This window comes from Fervidicoccus sp. SLHALR4, assembly GCF_058692745.1.
Map to the genome: position 1 here is coordinate 599316 of NZ_CP182483.1, position 26692 is coordinate 626007.

At 48.2% G+C, this 26692-nt stretch carries 29 protein-coding genes and 1 tRNA gene; 16 read left to right on the forward strand and 14 right to left on the reverse strand.

Going from position 1 to position 26692, the window contains the following annotated elements; translation table 11 throughout:
* Nucleotides 1-491: 491 nt before the first annotated feature.
* Nucleotides 492-1685 carry a molybdopterin molybdotransferase MoeA gene (locus ACLGLO_RS03165; protein ID WP_492128944.1) on the forward strand — a complete coding sequence of 398 codons (1194 nt, stop codon included), beginning with the start codon at nucleotides 492-494 and terminating at the stop codon, nucleotides 1683-1685.
* 158 nt (nucleotides 1686-1843) lie between these two features.
* Here the strand turns inward: ACLGLO_RS03165 and ACLGLO_RS03170 are convergent, their stop codons facing one another.
* The 4 genes from ACLGLO_RS03170 to ACLGLO_RS03185 all read right to left on the reverse strand — a co-directional run bounded on the left by ACLGLO_RS03170 (nucleotide 1844) and on the right by ACLGLO_RS03185 (nucleotide 4020).
* Entirely contained in the window at nucleotides 1844-2563 is a 720-nt protein-coding gene (locus ACLGLO_RS03170) for an IS200/IS605 family accessory protein TnpB-related protein (RefSeq protein WP_492128945.1), read from the reverse strand.
* 132 nt (nucleotides 2564-2695) lie between these two features.
* A complete protein-coding gene (locus ACLGLO_RS03175) occupies nucleotides 2696-3142 on the reverse strand; it encodes a hypothetical protein (protein WP_492128946.1) in 447 nt (148 codons plus the stop codon).
* Complete coding sequence (locus ACLGLO_RS03180; RefSeq protein ID WP_492128947.1) at nucleotides 3135-3779, reverse strand: IS607 family transposase; 645 nt, start codon at nucleotides 3777-3779, stop codon at nucleotides 3135-3137. Before ACLGLO_RS03180 ends, ACLGLO_RS03175 begins: the two co-directional genes overlap by 8 nt.
* A 49-nt stretch (nucleotides 3780-3828) precedes the next feature.
* Nucleotides 3829-4020 (reverse strand): hypothetical protein, encoded by a 192-nt coding sequence (locus ACLGLO_RS03185; protein WP_492128948.1) that lies wholly within the window; start codon nucleotides 4018-4020, stop codon nucleotides 3829-3831.
* Between the two features lie 133 nt (nucleotides 4021-4153).
* On the opposite strand from ACLGLO_RS03185, the gene ACLGLO_RS03190 reads away from it, so the two are divergent.
* From ACLGLO_RS03190 to ACLGLO_RS03200, 3 genes are read left to right on the forward strand one after another with little or no spacing between them, the layout of a single operon-like run.
* Nucleotides 4154-6586: a xanthine dehydrogenase family protein molybdopterin-binding subunit gene (locus ACLGLO_RS03190; RefSeq protein ID WP_492128949.1), complete on the forward strand. Its 2433-nt coding sequence runs from the start codon at nucleotides 4154-4156 to the stop codon at nucleotides 6584-6586.
* Nucleotides 6587-6592: 6 nt separating this feature from the next.
* Entirely contained in the window at nucleotides 6593-7477 is an 885-nt protein-coding gene (locus ACLGLO_RS03195) for an FAD binding domain-containing protein (protein ID WP_492128950.1), read from the forward strand.
* 6 nt (nucleotides 7478-7483) lie between these two features.
* Entirely contained in the window at nucleotides 7484-7954 is a 471-nt protein-coding gene (locus ACLGLO_RS03200; protein WP_492128951.1) for a (2Fe-2S)-binding protein, read from the forward strand.
* A gap of 127 nt (nucleotides 7955-8081) precedes the next feature.
* Here the strand turns inward: ACLGLO_RS03200 and ACLGLO_RS03205 are convergent, their stop codons facing one another.
* The 5 genes from ACLGLO_RS03205 to ACLGLO_RS03225 all read right to left on the reverse strand — a co-directional run bounded on the left by ACLGLO_RS03205 (nucleotide 8082) and on the right by ACLGLO_RS03225 (nucleotide 12018).
* Complete coding sequence (locus ACLGLO_RS03205; protein ID WP_492128952.1) at nucleotides 8082-8966, reverse strand: protoheme IX farnesyltransferase; 885 nt, start codon at nucleotides 8964-8966, stop codon at nucleotides 8082-8084.
* Complete coding sequence (locus ACLGLO_RS03210; RefSeq protein WP_492128953.1) at nucleotides 8936-9919, reverse strand: thiamine-phosphate kinase; 984 nt, start codon at nucleotides 9917-9919, stop codon at nucleotides 8936-8938. The genes ACLGLO_RS03205 and ACLGLO_RS03210 overlap by 31 nt, the downstream gene beginning before the upstream one ends.
* Entirely contained in the window at nucleotides 9916-10533 is a 618-nt protein-coding gene (locus ACLGLO_RS03215; protein ID WP_492128954.1) for a tRNA(Phe) 7-((3-amino-3-carboxypropyl)-4-demethylwyosine(37)-N(4))-methyltransferase, read from the reverse strand. The genes ACLGLO_RS03210 and ACLGLO_RS03215 overlap by 4 nt, the downstream gene beginning before the upstream one ends.
* A gap of 296 nt (nucleotides 10534-10829) precedes the next feature.
* Nucleotides 10830-11444: a hypothetical protein gene (locus tag ACLGLO_RS03220; protein ID WP_492128955.1), complete on the reverse strand. Its 615-nt coding sequence runs from the start codon at nucleotides 11442-11444 to the stop codon at nucleotides 10830-10832.
* A gap of 4 nt (nucleotides 11445-11448) precedes the next feature.
* The gene (locus tag ACLGLO_RS03225) at nucleotides 11449-12018 is read right to left on the reverse strand and encodes a nucleotidyltransferase (protein ID WP_492128956.1); all 570 of its coding nucleotides are present in this window, start codon (nucleotides 12016-12018) and stop codon (nucleotides 11449-11451) included.
* 347 nt (nucleotides 12019-12365) lie between these two features.
* On the opposite strand from ACLGLO_RS03225, the gene ACLGLO_RS03230 reads away from it, so the two are divergent.
* The 7 genes from ACLGLO_RS03230 to ACLGLO_RS03260 all read left to right on the forward strand — a co-directional run bounded on the left by ACLGLO_RS03230 (nucleotide 12366) and on the right by ACLGLO_RS03260 (nucleotide 16169).
* The gene (locus ACLGLO_RS03230) at nucleotides 12366-12524 is read left to right on the forward strand and encodes a ribbon-helix-helix domain-containing protein (RefSeq protein ID WP_492128957.1); all 159 of its coding nucleotides are present in this window, start codon (nucleotides 12366-12368) and stop codon (nucleotides 12522-12524) included.
* Nucleotides 12521-12784: a PolB1-binding protein PBP2 family protein gene (locus ACLGLO_RS03235; protein ID WP_492128958.1), complete on the forward strand. Its 264-nt coding sequence runs from the start codon at nucleotides 12521-12523 to the stop codon at nucleotides 12782-12784. Before ACLGLO_RS03230 ends, ACLGLO_RS03235 begins: the two co-directional genes overlap by 4 nt.
* 90 nt (nucleotides 12785-12874) lie before the next feature.
* Nucleotides 12875-12952 (forward strand) — tRNA-Val (locus tag ACLGLO_RS03240).
* A 196-nt stretch (nucleotides 12953-13148) separates the two neighbouring features.
* A complete protein-coding gene (locus ACLGLO_RS03245; protein WP_492128959.1) occupies nucleotides 13149-13646 on the forward strand; it encodes a PadR family transcriptional regulator in 498 nt (165 codons plus the stop codon).
* Nucleotides 13639-14637 carry an ATP-binding cassette domain-containing protein gene (locus ACLGLO_RS03250; RefSeq protein WP_492128960.1) on the forward strand — a complete coding sequence of 333 codons (999 nt, stop codon included), beginning with the start codon at nucleotides 13639-13641 and terminating at the stop codon, nucleotides 14635-14637. The genes ACLGLO_RS03245 and ACLGLO_RS03250 overlap by 8 nt, the downstream gene beginning before the upstream one ends.
* A gap of 6 nt (nucleotides 14638-14643) precedes the next feature.
* Nucleotides 14644-15534: an ABC transporter permease gene (locus ACLGLO_RS03255; protein WP_492128961.1), complete on the forward strand. Its 891-nt coding sequence runs from the start codon at nucleotides 14644-14646 to the stop codon at nucleotides 15532-15534.
* 86 nt (nucleotides 15535-15620) lie between these two features.
* Entirely contained in the window at nucleotides 15621-16169 is a 549-nt protein-coding gene (locus ACLGLO_RS03260) for a class I SAM-dependent methyltransferase (protein WP_492128962.1), read from the forward strand.
* Here ACLGLO_RS03260 and ACLGLO_RS03265 read toward each other — a convergent pair.
* Entirely contained in the window at nucleotides 16159-16923 is a 765-nt protein-coding gene (locus tag ACLGLO_RS03265; RefSeq protein WP_492128963.1) for an MBL fold metallo-hydrolase, read from the reverse strand. The two genes, ACLGLO_RS03260 and ACLGLO_RS03265, sit on opposite strands and share 11 nt — an antisense overlap.
* A 112-nt stretch (nucleotides 16924-17035) precedes the next feature.
* Here ACLGLO_RS03265 and ACLGLO_RS03270 point away from each other — a divergent pair, with 112 nt between their 5' ends.
* Nucleotides 17036-17644: a Maf family protein gene (locus tag ACLGLO_RS03270; RefSeq protein WP_492128964.1), complete on the forward strand. Its 609-nt coding sequence runs from the start codon at nucleotides 17036-17038 to the stop codon at nucleotides 17642-17644.
* 304 nt (nucleotides 17645-17948) lie between these two features.
* The gene (locus tag ACLGLO_RS03275; protein WP_492128965.1) at nucleotides 17949-18122 is read left to right on the forward strand and encodes a KH domain-containing protein; all 174 of its coding nucleotides are present in this window, start codon (nucleotides 17949-17951) and stop codon (nucleotides 18120-18122) included.
* A gap of 73 nt (nucleotides 18123-18195) precedes the next feature.
* Here ACLGLO_RS03275 and ACLGLO_RS03280 read toward each other — a convergent pair whose 3' ends face one another.
* From ACLGLO_RS03280 to ilvA, 3 genes are all read right to left on the reverse strand, one after another.
* The gene (locus tag ACLGLO_RS03280; protein WP_492128966.1) at nucleotides 18196-18552 is read right to left on the reverse strand and encodes a carboxymuconolactone decarboxylase family protein; all 357 of its coding nucleotides are present in this window, start codon (nucleotides 18550-18552) and stop codon (nucleotides 18196-18198) included.
* Between the two features lie 64 nt (nucleotides 18553-18616).
* The gene (locus ACLGLO_RS03285) at nucleotides 18617-20206 is read right to left on the reverse strand and encodes a DUF2070 family protein (protein WP_492128967.1); all 1590 of its coding nucleotides are present in this window, start codon (nucleotides 20204-20206) and stop codon (nucleotides 18617-18619) included.
* Between the two features lie 98 nt (nucleotides 20207-20304).
* Nucleotides 20305-21510, reverse strand: a complete 1206-nt coding sequence (ilvA, locus tag ACLGLO_RS03290) for a threonine ammonia-lyase (protein WP_492128968.1) — start codon at nucleotides 21508-21510, stop codon at nucleotides 20305-20307.
* Between the two features lie 228 nt (nucleotides 21511-21738).
* Here ilvA and ACLGLO_RS03295 point away from each other — a divergent pair, with 228 nt between their 5' ends.
* Nucleotides 21739-22575, forward strand: a complete 837-nt coding sequence (locus tag ACLGLO_RS03295; protein ID WP_492128969.1) for a M55 family metallopeptidase — start codon at nucleotides 21739-21741, stop codon at nucleotides 22573-22575.
* Nucleotides 22576-22833: 258 nt separating this feature from the next.
* On the opposite strand, the gene ACLGLO_RS03300 is transcribed toward ACLGLO_RS03295, so the two are convergent.
* A complete protein-coding gene (locus ACLGLO_RS03300) occupies nucleotides 22834-23931 on the reverse strand; it encodes a BMP family protein (protein ID WP_492128970.1) in 1098 nt (365 codons plus the stop codon).
* Between the two features lie 195 nt (nucleotides 23932-24126).
* Here ACLGLO_RS03300 and ACLGLO_RS03305 point away from each other — a divergent pair, with 195 nt between their 5' ends.
* On the forward strand, nucleotides 24127-25644 hold the full coding sequence (locus ACLGLO_RS03305) for an ABC transporter ATP-binding protein (RefSeq protein WP_492128971.1): 1518 nt from the start codon (nucleotides 24127-24129) through the stop codon (nucleotides 25642-25644).
* Nucleotides 25645-25655: 11 nt separating this feature from the next.
* A complete protein-coding gene (locus tag ACLGLO_RS03310) occupies nucleotides 25656-26690 on the forward strand; it encodes an ABC transporter permease (RefSeq protein ID WP_492128972.1) in 1035 nt (344 codons plus the stop codon).
* The last annotated feature ends 2 nt before the right edge of the window (nucleotides 26691-26692 follow it).

Here is a 26692-nt window from a genome sequence, read left to right on the forward strand (position 1 = left end):
ATGCTTAAAACCACTCCTCTCGGGAGAACAAACTTCGTATGCGGAGAAGCTTCACGATACATTAAAAATTTTTGTTCTCTCCTCAGCTCTGATGCTGCCGGCCTCTACCACTCCTCTTCTTCCCACTCTTCCTCCTCTTCCTCTTCCCACCACTCCTCCTCTTCTTCCTCGCCTTCCTCTTCTTCCCACCACTCCTCCTCTTCTTCGAACATCGCGCACACCTCTGAGCAGGGTCAGATTCGAGTTTCATTAAGATTCTTACAATTTCTAATAAAAAGGTTTTCGAGTTAGAAATATTAACCGCTCATCTCAGCCTGGCTGCCTAGTCATTACAACTGAAAGCCTCGCCTCTTTTAGGGCGGGGAAAAAGTCAGACAGATGTTCGAGTTGCGTAATCCGGTAAACTTTCTTCTCCAAATCGCACCGATAACCGTTCCGTAGCGTTTTTTATAAATGAAGAAACCGCTCTTATATTCCGGTGGTCGCGGCCAATGATGAGATACACTCCAGTAGATCAAGCAGTTGAGCTCCTAGTAGAAAGGTTCAGAATATCGCCCGATATCGAGATCCTCGATCTCGATTCGCTTCTTGGGAGAATTTCAGCTGAAGACGTGGTTGCTCCTATAGATGTTCCCCCTCAGGACAGGAGCGCTGTCGATGGATATGCGGTCTGCAGCTCTGGCCTCTCCTCAGCCTCTCCCAATAACCCCATTCCTCTTCGTCTGAAGAGAGAGAAGAGCGAAGAGATCTCCTGCGACGAGGCTGCTCCCATATCGACAGGAGATCCGCTCCCCCAAGGAGCTGATGCTGTAGTCATGCTGGAAGATGCTGAAGTAGAGCGTGGAACTCTATATGTGATGAAAGGAGTTTCCAAATATGAGAATGTTTCGAGGAGGGGAGAAGACTTTGAAGCTGGTGCGGTCGTGATAAAGAGGGGAACTCCGCTGAGGCCCTGGCACATAGCTTCTCTCTCTGCTCTGAACATAGCTGGGGCAAAAGCATTCAGGAAGCTGAGGGTTGGTATAATTGCCACGGGTTCGGAAGTGAGCGAACCTGGAGGAGAGGGGTTTGTATTCGATTCAACTTCGAAGCTGCTCGCAGGCTACCTCAGGGAACTTGGTTACTTCGAAGTCAGAAGGTACGGAATAGTGAAAGACGATGTCGAAGCGATCTCTTCAGCCATCTCAGAAGCCGCCGGAAGGGAAGACGCGATCATAACCACAGGTGGCACTGGACCCGGGAGCAGGGATCTCTGCGTTAAGGCTCTTCAGAAAGCCGGAGGGGAGATTCTCATAAGGGGCATGGCAATGAGGCCGGGCAGGCCCACGAGCGTTGGAGAGCTTCGCGGGAAGCCGGTCTTCCTGCTGTCTGGCTATCCGGTGGCAGCATTCGTTGGACTGAGGTTCATATTCATCCCCTTCATAGAGAAAGCACTGGGAATCAGAGAGCAGAGGCTGAGGTATGTGTTTGCTGAGCTGAGCAGCAGAGTGTTCGGAGAGGCGGGGCTCGAGAGTTTCATTAGGGTCAGGCTTAGCGTATGTGGAGAGCGACTCTGTGCAGAACCAATACTGCTGAGGGGATCCGGGATACTCAGCTCCCTTCTCAGCTCCGGCGGCTTTCTCAGGATCCCAAGGAACGTTGAGGGATACGAGGCAGGAGAGATCGTGAGGGTGGAGTTGGCCTGAGACTTTCCTAGAGATTGCTCCTGAAGCTATCCGCCCCCCTCGACTTGGAACACATCGATCGAGTCGAAGGTTATGCTGTCGTCTTGGGACAGCTTCGCTTCCCTACCTCCTCTGAATGATGCAGCTTCTCCGTTGATCACGACTATAACCGTTTCTCCCTAGATGTTCATTCCAATTACTTTATATGTTTTCATGTTCACATCTAGGGAGTTCCACCTCGCCCACAGAGATTTAGCTATCCCTATGGGTTCATGGGCGGCCGTCGAGCCCAACGGCACTGGGCTCCCATCTAGAGTTGGGCCACCTAGGCTTGGAGCACTGCTCCCATCGCCTAGGTGGGCTCTACGGAGGAGATTCCATACAGCTGCGACATCTCTGTGCCACAGCTCTCCGCCTTTTGAGCACCTCCCGATTCTAGAGCCGTTTCTGTAAATGATTCTTGATTTATGTACTGGACAGGTTCTCGATGTGTTTCTTGGATCTACATAGAGCACTGGAACGCCGTATTCCTTCGCCTTCTCCGCTATGGCTTCCTGAACTCCTCTGAAGGATGATTGAAGTATCCTGTGCCTGAGCTGCTCGTCTTTGATTTTCTTAATCATTCCTTCAGCAGGGTTCTCCCCCAGCTCTTCTAGCACTATAGCATACCGCTTCCTATAGGCATTTCTAACAATTATGTTCGCTATCTTCCACCTGGCATCATTCTTCCTGTGCTTCTCGTTGAGCTTCCTCAGAACCTTCCTCCTAGTCCTCGAATTAGCTCCATATAGCTTATCATACTTTTTCTGAACCCTCTTCCTTCGGTAATAGTATCCTAATACAACATCCTTGGTGTTTGTCTCAAGCAGGTAAGGAGCATTGTCAACCAATATTGCCACGTTATTCTCATTGACATCTACAGGGACGAAGCCTTTTTGCTCATACTCCTCGATGTCTTTGAAGAAAGGCAGGTAGATTATTAGCTGTCTGTTCTCTCTATCCAGCTTTATCTTGGCTTCACTGGCAAGTTTTCAACCTCTATTTACATACTTCCAGAATTGCTTGTGAGGCTCAACTTCTACGGGTATCCATCCCTTATGAGTAGCAATTTCTATAGATGTATAGCCATTTGGCTTACACAGGTGGTCGTCTAACCATATCGTTATCCTCCTAACCTCTGGTAGTTCTCTTCTTGCACGGCCCTCCTCCTTCAGTTTAAGGAAGCTCTTAGCCCTAGCAGCAGCATCCTGGCATGCTGTGTAAGCGTAGTGAGATGGCAAATGAGGGTAGAGCTTTTTCATTTCATAATACTTCAATGCTTTGAGCCTGATGAAGCTGCTTATATCATTCCTAGCAGCATAGATTGCTATTTGTTCAACTATGTTTCTGTACATACCTTCAAGCTCAACAAAAACTCTGAACACTTTCCTCGGAAGTCTAATACTCTTGACAACAACAGTCCTCGCTATCCTATTCACTCTTTTCAACCTCTTCTAGGAGCTCCTTGAAACTCTCGACAAGTTTCTTTTTCCTATGGCTCCTCATACCGTAGAGCTTCCCTGCAAAGCTTGTCACTATTGCTATCAAGTCTTCTGTAAGTTCTTGGTAGGCATCCTTGGGTTCTTCTCCGAAGACTGGTTCTATGCTAACACCGTGTTGCCTGAAGAAGTACTCTAGGTATTCGAAGCCGAATCTTGTGAGTCTATCCTTATATGTGACGACCACAACATCCACTTGTCTGTTGGCTACATAGTCGAACAGCTTCAGCAAACCTCTACGGTCAGTTTTAAGGCCACTACCAATATCGCTTAGAACATCAACTACTCTGTATCCTTTAGCTGAGCAGTATTGCATAAGGTACTGTATTTGTCTCTCTAAGTCGTTTTTCTGATCACTAGAGCTCACACGAGCATATATAACGGCCCTAACTTCCTTACCCGTCTCTCCACTCAACAATCTCTTCACTTCACTTTCAGGAATACGGTACTTACCACCAACTGTTTGAATAGCTCTAATCCTACCTTCCTTAATCCATCTACGAAGAGTAGGATAGCTAACGCCGAGGATTCTACAAACTTCTTTAGGCCTCAGCAGATGCTCGTTTGCATTGCTCATATTAATCTATTTGAACATATCTGAATATCAATACTTATAAACTTTTCCTCTAATAATCAATACATTTCAACCCCGCCCTCGGCTCACCATCACTTTGAAACAGCACCTTCGCCTTATCTCCCAGCTTCTCTCTGAGCTTCTCATATACGTCTGAGAGTTTATCAACTCCTTCTAGCAGGACTTCCCTCTCGCCCAACAGGTCAGCTAGCCTGCCGTAGAATTTAACCCTGATGGTTGGCACGTCTGAGCTTCTCCACTCAAACGCTATCTCAAGGATTTGCCAGATGAAAGTTATAAAGTTAGTTCCGGATTTTTGAAGGAAAATAATTTAAATAGTATCTGAAATAAAATTAAAATTATTCAGGGTGAAAATTTTGAGCACAACTCAGTTCAAAATAATAGGCAAGCCGGTGCCGCCGCCGGACTTGTATGAAAAGGTCACTGGCTCAGCGCAGTACGTCTTCGACATGGAGTTTCCAGGTCTGCTCCATGCCAAGCTCGTGACCTCTTCGGAGCCTCATGCCAAGATAAAGAGCATTGACTTCAGCAAGGCGCTCCAGGTTCCAGGTGTTGTTACTGTGGCAACTGGAAAGGACTTTCCCTACAGACTCGGCATTTATGTGGGAGACAGAGACATTTTGGCGATAGAAAAGGCCCTGTGGGTGGGCCACCCTGTAGCAGCAGTTGTTGCAGAGAGCAGGAGAGCCGCCGAGAAGGCAATAGACCTGGTGGAGGTGGAGTACGACCCCCTCCCCCCGGTCTTCGATCCCGAGGAGGCTATAAAGCCTGACGCTCCCCTCCTCCACCCCGACCTTGGAAAGTACAGAGTCTCCCCGGCATTCAAGCCTATACCTGGAACAAATATAGCGAACCTCTTCAAGCTCAAGAAGGGTCAGGGAGAGGACGCCCTCGATTCAGCGGATGTTGTCATCGAGAGAGAGTTCAGGATCCCCTTCACGAGCCACTCCTACATGGAAACATGGAACACAATCGCCCACTACAAGATAACGGGAGACATTGAGATATGGACGAGCAGCCAGTCTCCATACGCTCCAAGATACTTGACAGCGATGAGCCTGGGAATTCCCGTTGGGAAGATAAAGATAAGGATACCATATGTGGGCGGAGGGTTCGGAGGGAAGGCTGGGATTCTGAATGAGCCCCTCGTTGCAATGCTCTCCAAGAAAGCAGGATACAAGCCAGTGAAGCTCTCAATGAGCAGGGCAGAGCAGATGAAGAGCATGCCCATAGTCGCCGGATACAGGGCAAAGGCCAAGATGGGATTCAAGAGGGACGGGAGGATAGTAGCCTACTCTGTCAGATTCCTCTTCGATGGAGGAGCGTTCGCAGATTACGCAGTAAACGTGGCCAGAACGGCTGGATATGCGTGCACAGGAGTTTATGACATGCCCAATGCCTACTGCGAGAGCATCACTGCCTACACGAACAAGGTTCCCACCACAGCTATCAGGGGCTTCGGCTATCCGGAGAACCACTGGGTGCTGGAGAGGATGATGGACATAGGAGCCAAAGAGCTCGGGCTCGACCCCCTGGAGATAAGGAGCAAGAACTTCCTCAGGATGGGGGATCCAACTTCGACGACGGGATATGGTACCCCCATGAGGGCAGATCAGGGAGATCTCCCAGGAGTTATGAGAACCTCCGCAGAGCTCATCGAGTGGGACAAGGAGCCGGAGCAGCCAAAGGAGCCGTGGAAAGTTAGGGCAAAGGGAATTGCGGTGAGCCTCAAGGGCCCAAGCCAGCCTCCTAACGCTGTTGACGCAGCAGTGATAAAGTTCAATGAAGACGCGAGCGTGGATGTCCTTGTGGCCACAGGAAACTACGGACAAGGAACAGTCAATGCATTCAGGATGCTAGTGGCAGAATACTTCGACCTCCCGCTGGATAAGGTTCATCTTTCATGGATGAACAGCACGGAGTGGAACCCCTACACATGGCAGACCGTCGGGAGCAGGAGCCTCTTCACTGTGGGGTCCGCGTTGCTGGAAGCAGCGGAAGACGCCAAGAGGCAGATACTAGATGTTGCTAGCAAAGTCCTCAAGGTGAAGCCGGAGGAGCTCGACATAGCCGATGGCAAGGTTTATGTCAAGGGAGAGCCCTGGACGTCGATTCCCCTATCTGAGATCGTCATGGGATATACATTTGCGAACGGGCAGGTCTACGGAGGTCCCATAATAGGCAAGGGGAAGCACTATCCAGCGGTTCTCAGCTATTTGGATCCGGACACAGGACAGGCTCTTCCAATAAATGCTGAGACAGGCCATCCCGAGCCCGGGCACGTCACTGTCTTCTACACATTCGGCTCAACAGCTGTTGAAATCGAGCTCGATCTCCTCACAGGAGAGGTGAAGGTCCTCAAAGCAACTCAGGTATATGACCTGGGGAGGGTGATAAACCCGCTCACAGCAACAGGGCAGGCAATAGGCGGCCTCGTCATGGGAATGAGCAGGGCAATGTTCGAGGAGATCATCTTCGATGACAGGGGAGGAGTGGCGAACCCGAACTTCAGCTTCTACTACATCGCAAGGGCGAGGGATGTTCCCGACGACATAAGGGTCAAGTTCCTCGAAACGCCTCAGGCCAACGGCCCCTATGGAGCGAGGGGTTTCTCAGAGAACGTCATGATCGCAGTAATCCCAGCAATCGCAAACGCCATACAGAGGGCCACTGGAGTTGAGCTGACAGAGCTCCCGCTGACCAACGAGATGATATGGAGGGCCATAAAGCAGCAGAGGCCCGACCTGATAGAGAAGGCAATGAAAGCTCTGAAGGAGTGGAGGGGGTGAAGCTGCATGTCTGCACCGTACACAACTCTGCCTGAGTTCAGGTACATAAAGCCCAAGAGCTTAGAAGAGGCACTAAGCATTTTGAAGGAAAATGCTGAGGTAGCGAAGATAATGAACGGAGGCATTGGGCTCCTTGGGTTCATGAAGGAAAGGCTGCTGGAAGCTCAGATCGTCGTGGATATAAAAGGCATCCCCGAGCTCAAGAAGCTCCAATATGTCCCGGGAAAAGGGCTCGTTGTAGGAGCAACTGTCACGGGAACGGAGCTCCTCGAATTCTTCGATAGCAACCCCGAGCTCAAGGAGAGGTTCAGAGCGCTGTATGAGGCGACCGGCCACATGGCTGACGCCATCCTCAGAAACAGGGGAACTATTGTCGGTAACATACTGGAAGGCCTGCCCTACGTCGACATTCCAGGCCCAGCTGTTCTCTTCGATGCTGAAGTGCGTGCAGTGAGCGCCGAAGGAGAGAGGCAGCTTCCCGTCGATGGCCTCGTGCTCGGTCCAGCAATGACTCAGCTCAACCCAACCGAGATTGTTACAGAGGTCGTCTTCAAAGAGCCGCCTGAAGGGAGCAAATCCACTTACATCAAGCTGCAGTCCAGAACGGAATACGGAATTGTCAACATCTCGGCCCTCCTGGCAAATCCGAGCGATCCGGGAAGGAGGGATGTTAGGTTGGTCATCACAGCTGCTACTCAGCTTCCGTACAGGGCCAGGGAATTCGAGGAGAGCCTGAAAAAAGCGAGAAGTATTGAGGATGTGCTCGAGGAGGAGGCAGAGAAGCTGGCAAACGGCCTGGATGTCATAGATGATCCCTATGCCAGCGCGGAATTCAGGAAGCATTTGATCAAGGTTCTAACCGTGAAAGCGTTCAAAACCCTTATGAGGTGAGGCAATGTGGCGAGAACAATCACGTTCAAATTGAACGGAAGAGTCAGAACAGTGGAAGTTGAAGACAACGAAACTCTCCTTGAAGTGCTGAGGGATAAGCTGGGGGAGATGAGCGTCAAGGCTGCATGCTGGAAGGGAGAGTGCGGCCTCTGCACTGTGCTCTTCAACGGAAGGCCCGTCAAGTCGTGCATGGTGCTGGGAGTTGAAGCTGACGGGGGAGAAGTAGTTACAGCAGCCGGAATAAGCAAAGATGGCGAGCTCGCACCAGTTCAGAAAGCCTTCATTGAGCATGGAGCATTTCAGTGTGGCTTCTGCACCCCCGCCTTCGTTGTCGCTTCTCACTACTTCCTGCAGAAGAATCCAAACCCCACAAGGGAAGAAGTCAAGGAGTTCCTCAGCGGGATTCTATGCAGGTGCACCGGCTATAAGCAGATAATAGATGCGATAATGGATGCAGCTAAGTACTACAGAAAATAATTTTTCTGAAACTCCTTCTGTTTCTTTTTTTTTTTTGAAGCAGAACGTTTTCGGGAAGCGCCCCGTCTGAGCAGAATTCGGCACCCTTCAGGAGCCTCTACGCAGCACAGATGCTGTTGCAGTTTTGCTAAGCTATTGCTCCTATTAGCAACACGATCATAGTAGTGCCCAGAAAAGCTGTGTAGCCGCGGAACAGCTTCTTAACGAGATCTCGGCTGCCAGCCCTCGAGTATCTCAGCTGTAGAAAGGATAAGTAGACCAGAAAAGCTCCCAGGACTGCGAGAGCCCAGCCCTCGAGCTCTCCGAAATACCACATTGATGCGAGCAGCAGAAGTATTAATGAAGAAACTACGTTCGATGCAAATCCCATGCTCCTCCTCTCGACCAAGAGAGGCAGCATAGGTACTTTCGCCCTGACATAATCAAGTGAATAGTAGGAGGATATGAACCATATGTGGTTCAAGGACCAAAGGGCAACAACGGATGATAGAAGGAGGCCTCCCAGAACAGAGGAGTTTGGATGAGCCAGCCAGCCCCCGAGAGCAGGCATGCCGCCTGCTATACTGCCGAATACAACATTCAGGGGAGTCCTCCTCTTGAGCATCCACGTGTAGATAACCAAGTCAATGAAGGATCCTAGCACAGCTGCCAGAAAGACCCCCCAGTTTATGAGCATCGATGCGATCAGCCCGAAGGACAGGAAAGCTATCGATGCAGCAACTGCCTCGCTGCTATCGATCTTCCCAGATGGAAGAGCCCTCCTCTTCGTCCGCTCCATTAGTGAGTCGATATCCCTGTCGAGGTACATGTTCAGCCCGGTTGTTCCTGCTATTGTGAAGCACAGGGAAATGGTAAGGAGGAACAGGATCCTCCAATTTATTAACCCTTTCGAAGAAACGATGTAGCTTATCACCCCAGAAGCAGCGAGGAAAGCTGTTTGAACAGGTTTGAACAGATCCAGCAGGATGACGGAGAGTTTCTTCACTGCTCCTTTCCCTTGAACTGATCCCATCCTCCACCAGCCACCTCCCTCCCCCTATAAATGAGCTTTCCGTTCCCCTCGACGACCTCGCCTATTTCCAGGCATCTTATTCCAATGCTCGAGCAAACTTCGCGCACTCTGCTCTTTTCCTCGTCCGTTGTGAATATCACCTCGTACTCTTCCCCTCCGAACAACACAGAGCTTTCGATATCTACTCCATACCTGGAAAGAGTCCTTTTCATCCAGCCTGTTATGGGAACTCTTTTCAAGACTATGGAAATGTTTCCCCCCTCAGCCATCAGCTTGAGGCTCTTGGCGAGCCCGTCGCTCGAATCTATTGTTGAAGTTATATGCAGTGACGAGATTATCTTTGGAAACTCGGTCACAGCCGCTGGCCTGAACCTGAGCATCCTCTTGGAAATCGAGTTCCAAGAGCGTTCAAGGTAAACTTTGTACAGGAGACCCGGCTTACCATAGCCGTTCTTCATCGTCGTGTACACAGAGTCCCCTGGCTTCGCTCCTCTGCGGGGAACAGGGTGGGGGGCAGAGAGCACCCCAACTGCAGCGACGTCTATCCACATGCCACCATCGCTGGAATTCAGATCTCCTCCTAGGAATGGAACTCCGTACTGCTCCAGCGCTTCTCTTATCCCCTCAACCACTCTGGCGATTTTTCTGAAGCTCTCATCTCTTGGAGCTCCAAGGCTGTAGACTATCCCAACGACGGAGTATCCCTTCGCCGACAGGTCGCTTATCGGGCCAGTCACAGCCCTCCACCCCCAGTCTTCCAGGTCTTCCCACGGGTATCTGCTCGATCCCTCACTGTAGCCGTCTATTTTCACCGCTATTTTGCAATCATCGACGGCCTGAACATCGTCGTCCAAAGGAAAACAGGGATCTCTGAGAGCGACGGGTTCCAAGATCTTCAGAAGGCCTTTTATAGCTCTCAGCTCTCCGATCTCGGAAAGCTTTCTATCCTTCAACCTCTTCCCCCCAAATTTACCTTAAACCTCTCTAACCTTCCCCTCCCTTCAGAGAGGGCACCATTAAGTAAGCTCAAAAGCTCATCTATAGAGTCTTCACTGATAAATATGCTGGTTGCGCTCCTCAATGGAACGAACAGCTGGGTTCCGCTGATCAGCTCAACCATGAAGCAGTCCTCCGAGAAGCTCATTATCCCGGAGTGCTTGAACCCCGACTGCCTTGCTACCTGCAAATAATATCCAGCTTCTTCTAGGTCCCTGCAACATATGTGGAGTATTGGACCGCTCGCAATCAGCCAAAGGATGTCCCTCGGCACTATTTTCAGCAGTTCCCTGATCTCCTTTGCTGTAACGAAATCGTGCTTCTTGAATAAAGGGGTCTCTTCCTCTCTCTTCCACGGATATACAGCATCTACAGCTGAAATTCTGCCGGTGCATGAAGAGGTTGTGTAGCTCTTCTCCCTCGAATTTATAATTCTCAGAATTTCATCGATGCCTGGGTCGAGATAACCGATCTCCCTATCTCTTTCAATTCTCTCCATATATTCGGCCTTTCTCTTTTCCCAGCTGTGCATGCTGACCTCCCATTGGAGAGCAAAGGTTTCCTCGATCAATTACAATCGAGAGCCTCGCCATTTATGACGAGGATGAAGCTTATAAATTTCTACAAGCATTCAAAGTACAGGGTCGAGTAAGAATGTTGAGCTATGAAGGTCTCTTAACCCTCTCGGTGAGGATGAGGGTTAGCCCGAACCCCGTGGAAAGGATACCGGTCCAGTGGGGGATTTCTGACCACTCCGACTGCCCCGCAGATGGCAAATGTAAGCCAGAACAGATACGGGGAGCCTGCGAACCCTTGAAGAGAACCTTTCCATTTTAGAATGGGGAGGAGGTCAGAAGTGTGAAGTTTTCAGCTGTAAAGATAAATCCGCTCAAGGCTTTCTTCTTTTATAAGTTCTAGAAGCTTCGGCAAAGCCTTTTTCGGCACTACGTAGATCCATGGAGCTATTCTATCGCCACTTAGCTTCTTGATCATCCCCTCAACAGTATAAGTTTTTCTCCTAGTGCTGATTCTCTTACCCTCCAGCAATATCCTAAGCTTTTCCCTCTCCCTCTTACTCCTTGGAGGCTTGACTTTTATAACTAAGAGTTTCTCCAGGTCTAGGATCGTCTGCGCATAAGCGACACCTCTCCATTTCACCGCTTCCCAAAGATATGGAGAATCATCTTCCATAGTCGGAGGAATTCTGGATATTATCTTCGCTTTGCTTAGGGCCTTCATCAAAAGCTCGGGATTCACCAACACTCTGTTCCTGAGGAAATAAATATGCATGGCTGCAGCAACTCTGTAGTCCATGGTTTTTCTGCCAGCAAGGTAGAGAGCTACGTAGAGTTTCTCGCTATCTTTTAAAGTCTTAATTTCGTCAGGTGGGTCTATGCAGAGAGAGCATTCATCGCTGCACTCTTCTATGCATAGGATCCAGCCTTCGAGGGCAGAGAGCAGACTTCCGAGATTGAACCTCACAATATCACCTCTTGGTTGCTTTCTGAAACTGGAATTCTCTGATGAACTCATCAATCCTTCTAGCCACAATATGACGAATGTTGGGATCCAATTCATTTTGAGTGTCTTCTAATAATCTTCGAAGCATCTTCATATCCACTTTGACATTCATTTGTTTTATTGTGTGAGCTAAATGCTTGATATCTCCAGCGAGAGACTTTGCCACCAAAACCGCGTGGCCTTCAAGTACTTCCATTTCACTTATTGTTATGATATATCTAAGAAGATTTTTTGGAATGAAAATATCGTGGATAGGATAGAGTACTTCTATGGGCTTTTCCGTATCTATATAAATTCCCCCAACTTCGCTTCTCCCAAGATTGAATCCTAGTCCAATTACTTTTTTCTCGAATCTATCATCGAACACTATTGCCGGGTCATCAACAAATATGTCGATATCCTTTGTCTCTATTATATATGATTTGGGGAGCCAGCCTTGCAAAATCAAGGCATATGTACCCACTATCACTGGTCTGTATCCTAGTTCCCTGAGTACGCGGCATGTCAATTGGAGCTCTTTATGCATCGGATCCATAGCACATCATCTCTACGAAGTTTTCTGCTCTGCTTGTATAAAAGGTCTGTTGTTCTCATTAGACTCCCTTTACTCCAGGAAACTGCCAACGAAACGGTCAAATATTCAACAGGTAAAAATCATAGTTATAGATAACATGTTCTATCACAAACTTGGATGGGCAGTTTCTCCACATAGGATTGAGCACTGAAAGCAGTATTTCTGAGCGGATCTTGCGCTATAAAGAGGACGATGGGTTATCTGCTAACTTTGCTGTTTGATCTTCCCACTTCATTGAGGTTTTTTAGCAACGAGCTCCGTTTTAAAAACCTACACCTGCAATTATTACTCTACTGGTGAATGATTGGATGAGAAGGTCAGGAATGGCGCTCATTACCTGCAAGATCCCCTCGGAGATGGCGCAGGAAATAGATGAGCTTGTCAGCAACGGGCATTTTGAGAGCAGAAGTGACGCCATTAGATACGCTATAGGCCTTCTCCTGAGCTCAAAGCAGCGAAAGGGATGAGAAGGGGATTGCTTCACGAAGATAAGAAATCTCAGCAAACAAGAAGCAAGTTTCCTGAGCTGAGCGACGAAGAGTACAGAGTCCTGACCTACTTCATCAACAATGTATCTGTTGGAGAAATACTCGCAGTGAGAGAGCTGGAGAGCATAATGGGGCTGAAAGACCCTAAGAAGCACATAGAATCTCTCATAGAGAAAGGGTATCTCGAGAGAGGGAACGGATGCTACAACCTCTCCAGAAGCAAGTTCCCCAGAAAATGAGTACCTGCCTCAAAAAACTGCTTGATCGAAAGCATGAAGGCTCAATGAAAATTTATTAAATAGTGCTTTTCGAAAAATAGTTGCGCAAGAGGGCCCGTCGTCTAGCCTGGTTAGGACGCCGCCCTGACACGGCGGAGGCCCTGGGTTCGAGTCCCAGCGGGCCCACCAATTCGCGCACCTCTCTCTTCTCCATCCCTACATAAAAGAAAGGATTCTTCTCTAAAATGAGGAGATGCAAAGGGAGGCACGATATTCCGATTAGTTTAGAACGGTGATGAAGAACTTGTGTGTATTGGTTAAAAGTTTATTAGCTTATAAGATATTTCTCGATATATCAAGAAATAATAAAAAACAGGCGGATAGAATGAAATCTCTGGGCAAGGACAGCGTGCGAATGGGTGAAAGAAAAGCTGTTGCCAGGAAGGCCTTCAGGCTTTTCGTCCTCAAGGTCATAGGTGACAGAAAGATAAACGGCTATGAGGTTATAAAATCTATCGAAGAGCTCTTCTCGGGGGAATATTCCCCTAGCCCAGGCCTCGTCTATCCAACTCTGAGAGCGCTCGAAAAGGAGGGCTTGATCGCTTCAGAGAAAATAGGGGGGAGCAGATACTACCAGCTCACCGAAAGCGGGAAGAAGCTCCTCGACGAAAAGAAAGAGGAGATTGACCAGCACATCGAGAGGGTCAGGGAGCTCAAGTGCGGAGAGCACGTGGAGCTCAAGAAGGCCGTTGGAAGGCTGCTGAGGACAATCTATGTATACTTGCCTGAAATCAGGGGAGAAAAAGAGGAAGAAGTTATACGCATTTTGAATGAGGCCAGAGAAAGGATCAGTTCAATTTTTGAAGGTGATTCAGATGGATGAAATAATCGTTGAAAATCTGTGGAAAATATATCCTGGAAATATACAGGCAGTGAGGGGGATCTCCTTCACCGTTCACCACGGTGAAATTTTCAGCCTCCTCGGCCCCAATGGGGCGGGAAAGACCACGACCATAAGCATCCTCACAACGCTGATAAAGCCCACGAGGGGAAAGGCCATTGTTGGGAGCTTCGACGTCGTAAGAGAGGCGAAGCGCGTCAGGGAGATAATCGGCCTGGTCCCTCAGGATATTGTAGTAGATGATGACCTCAGCGGATGGGACAATCTGATGGTACAGGCAGCCCTCTACCACATGCCGAAGGATCTGGCGAGAAAGAGAGCAGAGGAGCTACTCGAATTCATGGACCTCACGGAATTTGCCGACAAAAAAGCGGAGAACTACTCGGGAGGTATGAGGAGGAGGCTGGAGCTCGCAGCTGCTCTGCTTCACAGGCCGAAGATCCTATTCCTCGATGAGCCGACTCTCGGCCTGGATGTCCAGGTGAGGACTGCTGTTTGGGAATACATAAACAGGATAAGGAAGGAGGAGGACATGACTATAATCATGACAACTCACTACATGGAGGAAGCTGATAAGCTCTCAGACAGGGTTGCCATAATAGACTACGGGGAGATAAAGGCTATTGGGACTCCGAAGGAGCTCAAAGACTCTCTCGGAGGAGACATCATTGAAATAGAAGTGGAGAGCCTTCCTGAAGGGAGCGTTGAGAGCTTGATCCCCAACAACGGGCTCATAAGGGATGTCAAGCTGAGGAGAAGCACCATCAGAATAAAGGCTTATGAGGGAGAAAAAGTGCTTCCGAGCATAGTCTTGGAGCTCTCCAGAAAGGGAGTGTTAATGAAATCCGTGAACCTGATAAAGCCCTCTCTCGACGAGGTCTTCCTCGAATACACTGGCAAGAGAATAAGAGAGGCAGAGGTCTCAAAGGAGGAGGCTTTCAGGGAGAGAGCTATAATGAGAAGGAGGAGGTGAAGCGGAGTGGCAGAAGATCGTTCGAGAGGTGGTCTCTTCACAGAAATAAACGCCCTCACACTTAGGGAGCTCAAGAAGTGGGTCAACAAGCCATATGTAGTAATAATGATGCTCATTCAGCCGGTACTGTGGATAGGGCTCTTTGGAAAGGCATTCAATCTGACGGGAATATTCAGCATACCTCCGGATGTGCTGAACAGCCTTCCACCCTTCGTTACCCAGCAGATACAGGGGCTGTTCAACAGCATAGTGGCAAGGCTGTTTGGGACAGCGCAGATAGATTACTTCTCGTACATGGCTGTTGGAATGATGGCAGTTATCTCGCTGTTCGCAGGGCTTCAGACAGGAATGAGCCTATCTTGGGACAGAAGGCTCGGCTACCTAAACAAACTGCTTGTCGCCCCAATATCTAGAGGGAGCATAATCGTATCCAAAGTCCTAGGAGGAACGATAAAGGCGCTGACTCAGTCTCTGATAATTTTGGCCATTGCAATTCCGTTTGGACTGAAGCTGAATGTGGCAGGCCTTTGGCAGGTCCTGGCGGCAGTATTAGGGCTGGTGCTGTTTGCTGTGGGAATCGGAACCCTGATGATATCGATAACGCTGAGGGCGAAGTCTTGGGAGACGCAGATGGCTGTCATGAACCTGCTCAACCTCCCTCTTATGTTTGCCAGCAACGTCCTCGTTCCGCTGACCATGATGCCCGACTGGTTGCAGAGCGTCGCAAAGTTCAACCCGCTAACATACACGGCAGATATACTGAGGCAGGCTTTGCTGATGGGGAGCGCCGCCAGCAGCCCTGACATATTCAAAGACCTGGTGATCCTTGCATTTACCGCAGCAATTCTCCTTGCGATTGGCGTAGTAGTCGCCAGCAGGAGCTTGAGAAAGGAGTGATCTTCGGAACCAAAAATCTTTTTTTATATTAACATATATTTTGCAGGCAGCGGGGCGCGATGCTGAGCGAAGAGATCAGAAGCAAATTGGAAAGACTTAGGAGGAAGCTCCTTATTTCTTATCTGTCCGTGCTGTACAGATTTTACCCCGCCAGGAGGAGCTTTGAGGAATATGAGCTCTCCTATCAAATTCAGAGGAGGTTCAACTGCAGGAAAATCCTGGATCTCGGTTGTGGAAGGGGAAATCTCGCCAAGATTTTGGGGAGCTTATCCCTATATGTGGGGATAGACCTCGCCGAGATCTTCGAGATCGACGGAGAAAGAGAATATGTGATGGGAAGCATGGAAGCGTTGCCCGTCAGGGGTGGAAAAAGCTTCGACTGCGCCTTTTTCGTGAACTCCATTTTTTACTCCGACTGGGAGGCCAGCATGATCGAAGCAGGCAGAGTCGCCCGCAGGATAGTCATCATAGATATCGATAAAAAATATCCTCACATATGGCTTCTCGACGCTATTGAAGGGAGGATAAGGAAGAGGCCTGAAGAAGTCAAAGGGAAAGCCGAGGGAAAATTCAAATTAATTGAGGAGAAAGGAGGAACCACTTTCGCTCTAGTATTCGAAAGTCTCATCGAATGAAATACCTCTCCAAATCATTCACAATTCTCACAGCAGGTTTGTTGATGTTCTTGAGAAGCTCCGCTTCAGTAGATCTCACATCATGGAACCTCTCATCGATGTGGTTCAGCAGGAGGAGCTCGCTTCCCAGAGAAATCGAAGCCTCAACGGCTTGTCTCGCTGTGCTGTGGCCGTAAGTCCTGCAGAGCTCTTCGTTTCTATCATCACATGTAGCCTCATGAACGAGCACCTTTGCTCCCCTCAGTTCCGAGAGGCCCGCACAAGGTTGCTTGGTGTCAGATGAGAAGCCAATGCTTAAGTCTTTTTCCTCTATTCTCAGGCCGTAACTTGGAACGACGTGGCAGGCTTCCAGCGTCTTGAGCACTGCGCTACCCACACTGAAAACCCTGCCGTGGATTGCCCTTTCGATCTCCAGCTTAAAGTTTATGTTGGTGAAGAGGTGGGGCCCTACAATTCTGATAGCTTCTGCAATTCCATCGGGACCAACGATCCTCAGAGATCTCCTCCTCCCTTCCATGTGTGCTTGAAATATCAGCTCAGGGAGCCCGAGGAAGTGGTCCATGTGCATGTGAGTTATGAAAACCAGATCGAGGTCTTGGAGATATCCCCTATCGCTCAGCCTGTAGTGGCAGCCGACTCCACAGTCTACCAGAATCAGCTGGTCTGAAAGCTCAACGAGAGTGGAAGCCCTCCATCTCCCGGATCCCGAGCTCCCCCCAGCGCCTGTCCCTATGAAGAATAAACTTTGTCCCATAATACCACCCACCCTTTCAGACAGACAAAACTAAGTTGCGAAATCCAGGTTAAAGCAATATCGCCTTTAGAGAAATTCCTTTATTAAATCGCCGTCCTCAAGATAATATTTCTTGAGTCCTCTGCATATGAGTTGGGAGGAAGGAGCAAGGATGCTAGTACTGGCCAGCAGGAGCAGTAGGAGGAGGGAGCTGCTAAGGCAGCTCAGAGTGAGCTTCATTGTGATAGAGCCGGAAGTTGAGGAGGTAGTAATCGAGGGGGATCCCGAGTTCACAGCACTCCGCAACGCATCCAGGAAAGCTGAAGCAGTCAGGGCTGCAGCGCCTCCGAATTCCGTGATTCTCGGAGTAGATACAGTTGTATTTATAAATGGGGAGATCCTGGGAAAACCTTCTTCTCTCAATGAGAATGTGGAAATGCTGAGGAAGCTCAACGGAAGGTGGCACACTGTCATAAGTGGAGTGCATGTCTCGAGCAGAGATGGAAGCAGGAAGGAGGAGTATATAGTCAGCACAAGGGTTAAATTCGGTAGCTTCAGCGAAGAGCAGCTTTTGTCCTATGCTTCGAGCTTAGAAGGAATGGATAAAGCGGGCGGGTACGCAGCGCAGGGCCTCGGCTCCGTTTTAATCGAAAAAATCGAAGGAGATTTCTACAACGTCGTGGGCCTTCCAATTTATTCTGTAGCAAAAACGCTTGAACGGTTCGGCTTTAAGATCTTATGATCGCTAACTGTGGATGTCCGGTAGATTCACTGGTAATACCATTATAGCAAAACAAACCACAAGGCTATTTTTTGCGTAATACACGAGCTCATTTTACTGTCAAAATTCAGACTGGTATTACCACTTTACGAATAAACAATCAAAATTTTAATGATATATGACAGGCTGGTTTTTAAACATCCGTGCGGGGAAGCTCTGGAGCGCTGTGGGTTAAATAAAGCATTCCGCACCACAAGGCTGGAATATGTTTATATAAGCACGCACCGAATCTTATCTCAAATTGAAACGAAGAGGTGCCTGATATATGGAGTTCGAAGCATTCGATGTGAAAGCTAGGAAGAAAGTGAAGCTCCTCAACCCCGAAATAGTGACACTGAAGAACGGAAGAGTTGCTGTAAAGGGCAAGAGCCCCGAGACCGGCATAACCATCTACAGGATACTCAGCAAGGCTGAGGCCGAAAAGCTTCAGAAGAAGTGAAAAAATTCTGAGCTCTCAAAAAACCACACATTTTTTTAAGCTTTCCAGATTCTTCTAGACATCGAGACAAAACCTACTTTCTGGATAGCTCGTTTAGAGCCTTCAGAACTGGTACCAGATGTGCTAGGCCCGGTCCACCGTCCATCAGCACAGCGACCCAGGCAGCTTCGAGGATCTCCTCCCTTGAAGCTCCAGCCTTGAGGGCCTCATTGATGTGGTAGGATATGCACCATTCGCAGTGCTTTGCTATACCAATGCCCAGTGCTATCAGCTCCTTCGTCTTTACATCCAGAGCTCCTTTTGATTCAACCTTCTCTAAGAGATGGGCGAAAGCAGCGAACTTGTCTGGGTTCTCCTTGCTTATTTGGGAGACCATCTCGTTGAACTCTTTCAGTCTCTCCACGAAGACCACCAGATGCACATTATACATGCTGAAATTTAATTCATCGTATATATTTCAATATTTTTGAGGAAAAATCCAAAAATCGTGAAGGTCAGAATATCAGTGATACTGTGATGGTGAGTATGATATAGAGACCAAGCAAGACGCCGAAGGAGCCAAGGTTTCCAACTATCCTCTGAAATAGGCCGAACCCTTCTTTCCCCAAAACCTTGATCTTGACTTCCAGACTGGAAAACCAGGCAATTCTGCGGCTGGAGGACTTCTCGCTGCTCCTCAGCGCTGAGACAAGCTTGTTTGCTAGGAGAGAAGGTGAAATGCTCTCTCCTACGACTCTGTATCCTCTCCCCTTAGCTCCCCCCGTGTTTTCATGGTTGTCGGTTGTGGCTATCTCAACCACATCATATCCCATTTCCTTTGCGGCGCTCTCAAGCGCACTTCTTGCCTCCTCCGTCATGTTGTTCCCATCAATGACAACGAAGGCTCCGCGCTTTTCTCCGCAGCGGATGCTCAAGATGCCCATGCCGAGAGGCCCGATCTCTCTCCCCGAGGGATCCAGCTCTTCCTGCGGCACCCTTGAGAACCCGATCTCAGGTTCACACCTCTTTTTTGGGATTTTCGCGAGTAATTCCTTCAGCTCCTCAATGGTTCCGCGTCCCCAATCGATCTCACCATCGAATCTGTTCTGCGCATCGACCAATATGCCAGGAACCTCTCCGAGCTCCTTGACAACCTCCTCCGGGATATCATCCATAGAGCTCTTCTTTCTGGAGATCAAGATCAATGGAGGGCAGCTTCCAAAGCTGAATCCGCTTATCTTAACATCGGAGCTGCTGATGGAGAACGGCTCCATTCCTTCTCCCATACACGGGATCCACTTACCCTCTTCGAGAGAGGACTGCAGAGTGTTGACAACTTTCTCCACTTCATTTATAGAAGCTGGGTCATTCTCATGTCCGCCGGTTCCGTGGAGAAAGACCAGCTCGTAGCCCTTCTCCTTCGCCACGCTTCTGAGCATTTCTATCAGCTTCGCACCGCTAACATTTTTGAAGGGACCAGGATGGATTTCAGATACCATAATAAGCACTGGAGGGTTCCCTTCTATTTTGAAGATTGGGAGCCTGAAGGTCTTTTCCTCCGAATGCTTGCTCATGACATCTTCGAATGAGTTTGTGTTGCCGAAGAGAGACTGAACAAACGAGCTGAACAGTAGAAAGGGATCCTCCCCAAACGCAAGCTTTTTAGCAAGCAGCTTCACTGCGATTATTCCCATAAGCAAGATGAAGCTCCCTGCTACAGCTCTATCGCTTATCCTGCTGTATATGACAGCCGAGGCCAAAAATGGAACTATATACATGTAGCTGCCGGGAGATAGAGAGAGCAAAACGAGCGAAGTTATTGAGGGTACCATTAGGAAAAGAGAGAAGGGAGGTCTGAATAACACGAGCTCCATCATAGCGGCTATGGCAACAGTCAGCGAAGATATAGCTAGTATCCTCCTTAAATTGAGCACCCTGTTTCTCGATATGAGCAGCATAGCCGAGGTGAACGCCAGCTCCCCGAAATAAATGAATGTCCCTTTTATTATCGAGAAAATGAGCGTTAGTCCCAGAGCTCCGTAGGTGATCTTCTTCGCAGACCTCCCAAGCAGAAGCTTGAAGGACTGCTCGAACTTTCTTGACATTTGCATCAGGCTTCCGCTTTCATGCTTGAAAATCGTTTGAAATGTGCGACTAGGTTATTGCAGTTCTAAGAGGATATAAAAGGATTCCGCTATTGCTTTCATATTATGCGGAACCCGAAAGCCCTTAGATCTTCCTTAACCCTATCCTCCAAGTCGCTGCTCGGGAGCTCAAGAATGAGCTCAGTCTTGGCATAGCCTGGTGGGATGTTTATTCCCAGCCTGTCGTGCTTTATTTCCAGAATGTTTCCCCTGTATTTAGTGATGATTTCAAGAACCTTCTTCAGCTCTCCAGGCGAATCCTTCAGTATAAGGGCTATTTCTGCTATCCTCCTATCAGCGGAGAGCCCCCTCAGAATTATTCTGTAGAGCGTCGTCAGATCTATGTTCCCTCCGCTCAGGACAAAGACTGTTTTCCTTTCATCACCGCCTACCTTCCCCTCGAGCAGGGCCGCCACCGGAAGAGCACCAGCTCCCTCAACAACGAGCTTGGTCCTCTCCATGAGCAGGTATATAGCTCTCGCAATGGAATCTTCACTCACCGTTACAACATCATCGACGACAGCGTTCATTACTTCGTAGGTTAGATCGCCAACTGACTTTGTTATGACGCCGTCTGCCAGGCTTGGATGAGGATCGATGCGAATGAGGGATCCCCTCTCCCTCGCCGCTTTGTACTTGGGGGCTGCCTCAGGCTCCACGCCAACTACTCTCACGCTCTTTTTCTTCGCCTTAATCGCCGTTGCTATGCCTGAAATCAGCCCTCCACCTCCTATCGGGACGACCACTTCTTCGACGTCTGGAAGCTGCCTCAATATCTCAAGGCCTATCGTTCCCTGCCCCGCCATTACCTCGAGATCGTTGAAAGGATGCACTATCATTGCCCCAGTTTTTTCGGAGATCTCGAGCGCTTTGCTGTAAGCATCGTCGTACACGCTTCCAAAGAGAACGACTTCAGCTCCATAGGACTTTGTGGCGTTTACTTTGAATGGAGGGGTGGTCTCCGGCATAACTATGGTAGCCTTGACCCCCATCACGGAAGAAGAATAGGCCACACCTTGTGCATGATTCCCGCTGGAGGCTGCCACCACACCCCTAGCCTTTGCCTTTTCCAGATTCCTCGTTATCTTGAATAGAGCTCCCCTTACCTTGAAAGATCCGGTTTTCTGCAGATTTTCGAGCTTCAAGTAAACCTTGCTGTTGCCAATTCTAGAGAATGTGGCGCTGTAGTCGAGGGGGGTTCTGTGGATCTTCCCCTCGAGAGCTCTGTCAGCCTCCTCTATAAGCTTTTCAAGCTCATCTATCAACCGGGATCACCATTCATCTATGCTGCTTTTCGCTTCTCGTACTATTACGCTTTTCCTTCTGACCTCCTCTTCGCCCTCTAGAGCGAGGGGTTCCCTTCAGGAGGTTCACTGGTTCCCCGTTGAGTGCTCGCAGAAATTTATAAGCTTCCATACACGCCATAAATAGCGAGGCTTTCAATTGTAAACAATTTAACTTCCAGCATGAATGTTATGGAGGTGAAATTGAAAGTGAAAGCATTCATTTCGGTTGACCTGGAAGGGATGCCCCACGTAGTCAGCAGGGCTCATCTCTCTCATGATAGGCCCCTCTGGAATGAAGCCAGGAGGATCGCGACGTCTATAGTTTCCGAGACTGTCAGGACATTATTCGAAAATGGGTACAAAGAAGCGGTTGTGGCTGACAGCCATGGGGAAATGCTGAACATTGATCCCTTTGAGCTCCCAAGAGGGACTGTTCTAGTTAGGGGCTACCCAAGACTAAGGTCAATGCTCACTGGAGCAAGCGAAGGCTCCATAGCATTGTTTTTGGGCTATCATGCCAGTTTTGGAACTAAGTGGGCCACGTTCGACCACAGTTACAGTGGCAGTGCTATTCAGAGGATCGAGATAAATGAGGTTCAGGTCAGCGAGTACCTCATCAATTCTCTTGCATTGAGCGAGCTGAAAATCCCCGTTGCATTGGTTGCTGGAGACGCGGCTCTTGAGCAGGAGGTGAGGAAATTCACTCCATGGGCGGTTTTCATTCCATTCAAGCACTCATACAGCAGGTACTCATCCTCGAGTCCTTCTATGCCTGAAGTTCTGGAAGAGCTGAAGAGCGCTGTGAAGGCATCAGTGGAAAGGGCAAGGAATGGAGAGCTGAGGCTCATATCTCTGGAGAAGCCTGTTAATCTGAGAATAACATTCCTCAGCACAGGATATGCAGACATCGCAGAATATCTTCCGTGGGCGAAGAGAATAGACGGCTTGACGGTTGAGCTCTCTCTGAACAGCGCTCTAGATGCTGTGAGCCTAGTTGAGCTCCTGGCGATAGCTTCTGCAGGAGTGCAGCGCTTGACTCTTTGAATATGAGAAAGCTTAGCAACAAATCAATGGAAGCACATGATTTTTCTATAAAGAGGCTGGTTCAGATTTACAGATGAAAACCCCTACAGATGCGGGGGAACGGTGAACCTCCTGAAGGGAAGCTTTCCATTTTAGAGAGGGGATAGGTCAGAGTCTGGCACATCCTCATCAAACTTTTTGCTACACTCGAAAGAATCTTTCTCTTAAGAGGAAGTAAATTCTTCGCGAGGATTGAACAAAACTTTTTTATGAAAAAAATTATGGTCTGGTTGTGTTGAACGGCACCACGATTTGTCCGCTGGCAATCTTATTAATAATATCTTGAGTGAAGTTATTCAAGTTGCTGGGGACATTCTTCAGTGGTAGCTGAATGTAGCATGCTGTATCTGGCTGTCCCGGTAAGCCAAATTTCATTTTGTAATAGCCCGAAGTCTCACTGTGGTTAATTATTCTGTCCAGTATGTAGTTCAATGCGACGCTGTAGTCTTGGATGTATGAAGTTATGTAGTTGTTTGGCGCAAACGAAGACTTATCCGTGTACTTAACAGTCACCAGTACCGAAGTGTTCTTTACGGCCTCAAATAGCCCGTAGTTTCCTAAGTTAACACTTGAAAGAATCACGTCGACGCCACTGGAAATCATGCTCTGTGCTATGCTTCTCGTTTTGACAGGATCATTGAAATCTCCGACCCAATTCGCTACAACCTGAATACTGGAGTTGTAGGTCTTCACTGCCAGGAGGACAGCATTCAGCTCTGCAACGCTAAACGGAAGATCCTGCCCCCCCAAATATCCGATTTTTCCAGTTTTTGTCACTTGCGAAGCAATGGCCCCCAAAACGTAAAATCCTGTTGGGAAGTTTCTATCGATGGTCCAGACGTTCTTTGACTGATTTGCAAGTGGCCCGTCGGTTTCTATTATGAATATTACATTTGGATACTGAGAAGCCAATTGCAGGGCCGCTGTGTTGAACTGCGCACCGTGGACCCAGAGGATGTTGTAACCCAGATTTATGTACTCAGTTAGTACTCTGGAGGCGTCCGGAACAGCCACATTGTCTGAATATGATGTAGGAATGTTATAAGTTGCTCCTGCTTTTGTTATTGCTAGATAGCCAAGAGTGTTGAAATCAGCATCCTGAACGCTTCCTGGGAATATAGCTGCAAGTTTGTACTGCTTGGGCGGTTGAGTTGTCGTTGTTGTATTTGCAAAGGTCGATGTCGTCGTAGTTGTCTGGGTAGCGCCTCCGCCGCTTCTGCTTGAGAGGTAGATCCCCGCGATGGCTATAGCTACTATTGCTATTACGACTACTACAACAACCGAAGTTGAAATCCCTCTGTTTGAAGCCTTTACCACAAACACACACCTTACACGATTTATTTTGTTATATTCTACATTGATAATTATATTTGGTATATTTATATTTAAATTTTTGTGACATATATATTTAAAAAAATTATATATACTGGCTTCTTAACTTAACTATGATGTAACTTAAATGTAAATTAATGAGAAGTTCAGTGCCTGAGCATATCCACTGCGGTGGTAAGTTTGGAAGTTGAGATGATCGATATCAGAAAGCGATTCGGTGAAGTGCAGGCCTTAGATGGCGTTTCGCTGAAGATAGGCGCTGGAGAAGTAGTAGGGCTGGTTGGAGAAAACGGTGCAGGAAAAACGACACTAATGAATATACTCTACGGCCTCTACAGAGCCGACAGCGGAAAAATCATCATCAATGGCGAGGAAGTCAAAATACAGTCCCCCAAGGACGCAATTTCTCGCAAAATTTTCATGGTTCACCAGCACTTCAAGCTGGTGAGAAATTTCACTGCTCTGGAGAACATAATACTTGGCACTACAACAGGGAAAAACGACTTCACCAAAATGGATATCCGCAAATACAGAGAGAGAGTAGAGGAATTAATGAAGGAGCACAAATTGGAAGTTCCTCTCGAAGAGAAAGTTAAGTACCTCCCCGCTGGAATTCAGCAGAGAGTAGAGATCTTAAAAGCGCTCTACAGAATGGCCGAGCTTCTGATACTCGATGAACCTACAACCAACTTAACCCCCCAGGAAACAGATGAGCTGCTCCGCTCCGTGCTAGCTATGAAAAAAAGAGGAATAAGCGTAGTTCTGATAACCCACAAGATAAGAGAAATTCTTGAGACTGTAGATAGGGTAGTAGTTCTCAGAAAGGGGAAAAAGATTGGAGAAATGAAGAAGGAAGAAATGGATGCAGAAAAGATCGTCGAAATGATGGTTGGAAGGAAAGTCGACCTGGAAAGCGAGATAGGAGGGATGACTTCTATACCTGCAGCCGGCGAAAGAACCGAGGTCCTCAGAATAGAAGATCTCTGGGCGAGAGTGGGGGAAGTCGACCTCAAGGGAATATCGCTCGCTACATACAGCGGGGAAATTTTAGGTATAGCTGGCGTGTCTGGCAATGGACAGAAGGAACTGTGCGAAACCATAATGGGAGTACATAAACAGCAAAAAGGAAAGATATTTTTCAAAGGAAAAGAAATTTCTAAGCTGACAATAAAAGATAGAATAGAGGCGGGATTCAGATTCATACCAGAAGATAGACTGATCGACGGCTCTCTTCCAACCATGAGCGTTTCTGAGAACTTGATCTTGGGCTTTCAAAGATTCAAGGAGTTTCAGAGAAGGGGATTTCTACTCTACAATAAGATGAACGAGAATGCTAGAAAAGCTATTAGCGAATATGAAATAAAGGCCCCGAGCGAACAGGTCAGAGTTGGCAGATTGAGCGGAGGCAACATACAAAAAGTTGTAGTGGCAAAAGCCCTAATGCTAAATCCCGAACTGATTATTGCCTATAATCCAACCAGAGGGCTCGATATCGGAGCAACAGAGAGGATCTTGAAAAAGCTAATCGAACTCAGAAACAGAGGAAACTCGATAATCTTCGTATCGGAAGATCTGGACGAGCTTATGCTTGTTTCGGACAGAATAGCAGTGATGTACAAAGGTGAAATAGCAGGGATCCTCAGGAGAGAGGAGTTCAACAAGCAGAGGATCGGCTTGCTGATGGCAGGAGTCAAATGAGGTGAATGCATGTGGAAAAGATCTCGATATCCTCTCTGAAGAGAGAACTTCGCACTGTGCTATATTATTTGCTGGCCGTCATCGCAGCATTTGCCGTGGCCGGCATCATCCTTCTTTCCCTGCACCAGGACGTTCTAACAGGCTATAAAACCATACTAACCACAAGTTTCTCATCGCTTCCAAACTTCGCCTTGACAATATTCAAGTTTACTCCAATCTATTTGATGGGTGTTGGGTTCTCGATACCTCTAGCAGCCAGAAAATTCAACGTCGGCATTGAGGGGCAATTCCTTTTGGGTGCTGTTGGAGCCGCTGTAGTGGGAATCGGGCTCTCAGGTTTTCCCAGCTACATTCTTATCCCTTCAATGTTGTTGTTCGCCATGATTATGGGAGCCCTCTGGGCCAGCATTCCAGCAGCGCTACTTTACTTATTCAATGTTAATGAGATAATATCCACAATTCTCATGAACTTCATTTCCTTCTACTTAGTAGATCTATTTGCTCTGGGTAGGTGGAGAGACGTCTCAGCAGGACATCCCATGACGATCCCAATTTCCCCCTCAGCCCACCTCCCAATTATAGGAGCTCAGATCAACATCGGTTCTCTAATTGCTGTTGCTGTAGCTCTTGTAGCATTTCTCGCCATATACAAAAGCGTATTTGGATATGAGCTGAGAGCAACCGGATCTAACCCGATAGCGGCATTCAAATTTGGGATCAAAACCAATTACTTATTCCCACTTTCTCTTGTAATTGGAGGCGCGGTCGCCGGATTAGCAGGAGGATTGGAGGTATCCGGCCTCTACTTCAGATTCGTTGAGGGTATGCAGAGCAACTATGCTAATCTCGCAATTATCGTCAGCCTGATGGCTAGAGGTAATCCCATTTTGCTGCTTCTCACTTCTTTCTTCTTCTCTGTAATAGAGATTGGCGCAAATGCTATGCAGAGAACCATGGGAACCCCGTATGAAATAGCACTGATAACCGAAGCTCTGATGATGCTATTTATAATGACAGTAGATGCTTTCAGGCAGAGGAGGAGGTGAAA